This is a genomic window from Mesorhizobium sp. M2C.T.Ca.TU.002.02.1.1, from assembly GCF_003997225.1.
In genome coordinates, this window is the sequence record NZ_RZTO01000548.1 from 1 (window position 1) to 4311 (window position 4311).

At 64.1% G+C, this 4311-nt stretch carries 5 protein-coding genes; 2 read left to right on the forward strand and 3 right to left on the reverse strand.

The genetic code is table 11. The annotated features are described in order from the left end of the window. Window positions 1–487 (reverse strand): pitrilysin family protein (locus EOD07_RS24540; protein ID WP_164772484.1); only part of this gene is annotated, 487 nt, incomplete at its 3' end. A gap of 14 nt (window positions 488–501) precedes the next feature. Then, entirely contained in the window at window positions 502–1899 is a 1398-nt protein-coding gene (thrC, locus tag EOD07_RS24545; RefSeq protein WP_127237282.1) for a threonine synthase, read from the reverse strand. Between the two features lie 128 nt (window positions 1900–2027). Between thrC and EOD07_RS24550 the strand changes: the two genes are divergently transcribed. Then, window positions 2028–2774 (forward strand): hypothetical protein, encoded by a 747-nt coding sequence (locus tag EOD07_RS24550; protein ID WP_127237280.1) that lies wholly within the window; start codon window positions 2028–2030, stop codon window positions 2772–2774. Between the two features lie 30 nt (window positions 2775–2804). Here EOD07_RS24550 and EOD07_RS24555 read toward each other — a convergent pair whose 3' ends face one another. After that, window positions 2805–3494: an HAD family phosphatase gene (locus EOD07_RS24555; RefSeq protein ID WP_127237281.1), complete on the reverse strand. Its 690-nt coding sequence runs from the start codon at window positions 3492–3494 to the stop codon at window positions 2805–2807. A 227-nt stretch (window positions 3495–3721) separates the two neighbouring features. Here EOD07_RS24555 and EOD07_RS24560 point away from each other — a divergent pair. After that, the coding region (locus tag EOD07_RS24560) for a site-specific DNA-methyltransferase (RefSeq protein ID WP_164772485.1) at window positions 3722–4311 on the forward strand (590 nt) is incomplete at its 3' end.

Sequence of the window (4311 nt, forward strand, 5' to 3'; positions counted from 1 at the left end):
TCTCCGGCGTGCCCAGGATCGAGCGGCCGATGGTCTGATGGCGGAAGGCCGTTTCGGTGAAGCGGTCGAAGACGATGTCGTCGGGCGTGTCGTGCGCGGCGCCGATCTCCTGCAGGATCACATGCTGCTCGCGCTCCAGCTCTTCGGGATCGAATTCGGATTGCTGCAGGATGTCGGCCAGGATATCGACCGCCAGCGGCACGTCGTCGGAAAGCACCCTGGCATAGTAGGATGTCGTCTCGACGCTGGTGGCGGCGTTGATCTCTCCGCCGACATTCTCGATTTCCGAGGCGATCTCGAAGGCGCTGCGGCGCTTGGTGCCCTTGAACGCCATGTGCTCGAGCAGATGGGCCATGCCATGCTCTTCGTCCCGCTCGTTGCGAGCGCCTGACTTGACCCAGGCCCCAAGGGCAACCGATTCGATGCTTGGAAGGGTTTCGGTGGCGACTGTCAGGCCGTTCGACAGACGGCTTACCTCAACACCCATATGGCAAGTACTCCCTAACGCGCCGCCCGCGAGTGGCGGCTCACGTAATCTTCCACCATTTTCAAGTCGGATGGAAGTATCGTGTATTTTTCGTCGGCTGTCATCAAGCCGCCTAGCCATGCGGGCAGGGCAGGGGTGATGCCGCTCGCCGCCTCCACCGCTGCCGGGAATTTCGCCGGATGCGCGGTGCCGAGCACCACCATGGGCACCGGGCCGGGGGCACGGACGGCGGCGACATGAACGGCGGCGGCGGTGTGCGGGTCGAGCAGGTAGCTGCTTTTCTCCAGCGTCGCGCGGATGGTGGCGGCGACCTCCTCGACAGTGGCGCGGCCGGCGTCGAATTCGCTGCGGATGCGTGCCATCTCGCCGGCTTCGATGGCGAAGGCGCCGGACTGCTTCAGTCCGTTCATGTAGCGCCTGACCGTCTCGGCATTGCGCCCCGCGGCATCGAACAGCAGGCGCTCGAAATTCGACGACACCTGGATGTCCATCGACGGCGAGGTCGTGGCGAACACGCCCTTGGTGCGGTATTCGCCCGTTGCAAGCGTGCGCGCCAGGATGTCGTTGTCGTTGGTGGCGATGATCAGGCGGTCGATCGGCAGCCCCATGCGCTTGGCGGCGTAACCGGCGAAGATATCGCCGAAATTGCCGGTCGGCACGGTGAAGGAGACCGGCCGGTCGGGCGCGCCGAGCGACAACGCCGAGGAGAAATAATAGACGATCTGGGCCATGATGCGGGCCCAGTTGATCGAGTTGACGCCCGACAGCGACACCCGGTCGCGGAAAGCGTGGTCGTTGAACATGTCCTTCACCAGGCCCTGGCAGTCGTCGAAATTGCCTTCGACCGACAGCGCATGGACGTTGGCGGCCGAAGATGTTGTCATCTGGCGCTGCTGCACCGGCGAGACCTTGCCGTTGGGGAAAAGGATGAAGATGTCGGTGCGGTCGCGCCCGGCGAAGGCGTCGATTGCCGCGCCGCCGGTGTCGCCGGAGGTGGCGCCGACGATGGTGGCGCGCTGGCCCCGTTCGGCAAGCACGTGGTCCATCAGCCGCGCCAGCAACTGCATCGCCACGTCCTTGAAGGCCAGCGTCGGGCCGTGAAACAATTCGAGAATGAAGGTGTTTTTCCCGGTCTGCACCAGCGGGCAGACGGCCTCATGCCGGAACGTCGCATAGGCTTCGCGCACCAGCCGTTCGAAGATGGGCGCCGCGATCTCGCCGCCAAGGAATGGCGTCAAGACGCGGATGGCGAGGTCCGGATAGGCAAGCCCGCGCATGGCGCGGATGTCGGCGGCGGAAAACTGCGGCCATTCGCGGGGCACGTAAAGCCCGCCGTCGCGCGCCAGGCCGGCCAGCACCGCGTCTGAAAATCCAAGCGCGGGCGCTTCCCCGCGGGTACTCACATATTGCATCGTCAAAGGCCCATTGCTGCCGGTCGCGTCATCCACGGCAATTGGTTAATTTTCCGAGCCGGCTCAGTCGCATTTTTGCCGCGCGGTTGCTATACGTCACCGGCTTTGTGAGAGGGAAGTGCAGTTTCATGGCGTTTTATTCGGTCAACCGTCGTCTTGTCGCGGGTCTGGCGCTCACCGGCTTTATGCTCGCCGCCGCCGGCTGCCAATCGGGCGACAATGGTATCTTGGACCTCGGTTTCGGCAAGAAGAGCGATCCGACCGCGCCGCCGCCGCCGCAGGATCCCAAGATCCTTGCCAGCCAGTTGCGCGCCTATTGCCCGAAAGTGACGCTGCGCGACGGCACCGCCTATTTCAACACCTATGCCAAGGGCGCAACGGCGAAGCCCAAGAAAAAGAAGCTTGATCCCGCGGCGCAGGCCGAGGCCGAGGCAGCCGCCGCGGCCGCCCAGACCGGCCCCAACGGCCAGCCGATCGATCCCGATCACGACCCGTCGAAGATCATCTACCAGGCCTCGATCACCGATGTGACGCGCGATTGCACCCATGCCAACGGTCAGATGTCGATGAAGATCGCCGTGGCGGGCAAGATCGTGCCAGGCCCGATGTTCACGCCCGGCACCGTCACCATGCCGATCCGCATCGCGGTCCAGCATGGCGACGAGGTGCTTTATTCTCAATTGCATCCGTATCAGGTGCAGGTCACCGACCCCTCGGCCGCTACCCAGTTCGCCTTCGTCGACAGCAATGTCGTGGTGCCGGAGCCGACCGCGCGCGACTACCAGGCCTATGCCGGCTATGACGAGAACACGCCGGCCGCCACCGGGGACAAGTCGAAGGGCAAGCGCAAGAAGCGCGCTCCGGCGACGAACTGACGCCAGCGCGCAACGGGCCGTCAAGAGCGCCTAGGCGTCTTCCGACCACTCCGACAGCGCCGCGATCGTGCTGTTCAGCTCCGCCCAGCGGCGGATGACCGTCTCGGCGCCCGCCTCGGTCAGCGCATCGGCGTGGCCTGGATAGCTATGACCCGCGCCGGTGAAGCCGATCACCCGCATGCCCGCCGCCCTGGCGCCGGCGATGCCATGCACGGAATCCTCGATGACGAAGGTGTTCTTCGGGTTGGCGCCGAGCTTTTCGGCGGCATAGAGGAACACGTCAGGCGCCGGCTTGGTCTTCTTGCTGGGTATGTCCAGCCCCGAAAAGATGCGGCCGGCGAAGAACGGCAGCAGCCGCACCTTCTCCAGCATGAATTCGACCCGCTCGGTGCGCGAGTTGGAGCAGACGGCGCGCGGTGCCGTGACGGCGGCGACCGCCTCGCGGGCGCCGTCGATGATGCGCACGTCGCTGCGCAGCTTGCGGTCGACCAGTTCCTCGGCGCGGTCGATCAGCGAGGCCTGGAACGGGATCTCGGACTTCTCCTCGAGCCGCAGCATGATGTCCTTGAAGGTCAGCCCCGCATAGGTCTCGAAAATCTCCTCCGCCGATATTTCGAATCCGGCCGATGTCAGAAGCTCGGCCTCGACTCGCGCGGCGACGATCTCGGAATCGACGAGTACGCCGTCGCAATCGAAAATGACAAGATCTGGCTGGGGCATGGCAATCCGGAAACGTTGGGGAGGGGCCTGACTGGCTTAGAGCATGATGCCGAAAAGTGTGGAGCGGTTTTCGGACGACATCATGCTCCATCTCTAGGTGGCGCGGCATACACCAATGGACCGGCCTTCGCAAACCGCGCGGGCCAGTCTCAGGCCTTCACCGAATGTTTACGCTGATCGGTAACCATAACAGCCAGTAAACCGTAACGCGTTTTTTGGGTGTTTCGATGTCTGCCGTGCGTCTTCTCGACGAGCTTTCCCACGCTCCCCTTAAGTCCGAATGGCTGGACACGATCCTGAAGGGCGATTGCGTCGCTGCCCTCGACAGGCTGCCGGAAAAGTCGGTCGACATCATCTTCGCCGACCCGCCCTACAATCTGCAGCTCGACGGCGACCTGCACCGGCCCGACCAGTCCAAGGTCGATGCCGTCGACGACGACTGGGACCAATTCGAGAGTTTCGAGGCCTATGACGCCTTCACCCGCGCCTGGCTGCTCGCGGCGCGCCGCGTGCTGAAGCCCAGCGGCACCATCTGGGTCATCGGCTCCTATCACAATATCTTCCGCGTCGGCGCCCGCATGCAGGATCTCGGCTTCTGGATCCTCAACGACATCGTCTGGCGCAAGACCAACCCGATGCCGAATTTCCGCGGCCGCCGCTTCCAGAACGCGCATGAGACGATGATCTGGGCCTCGCGCGACCAGAAGGCCAAGGGCTATACCTTCAACTACGAGGCGCTGAAGGCTTCGAACGACGACCTGCAGATGCGTTCAGACTGGCTGTTCCCGATCTGCACCGGCGGCGAGCGGCTGAAGGA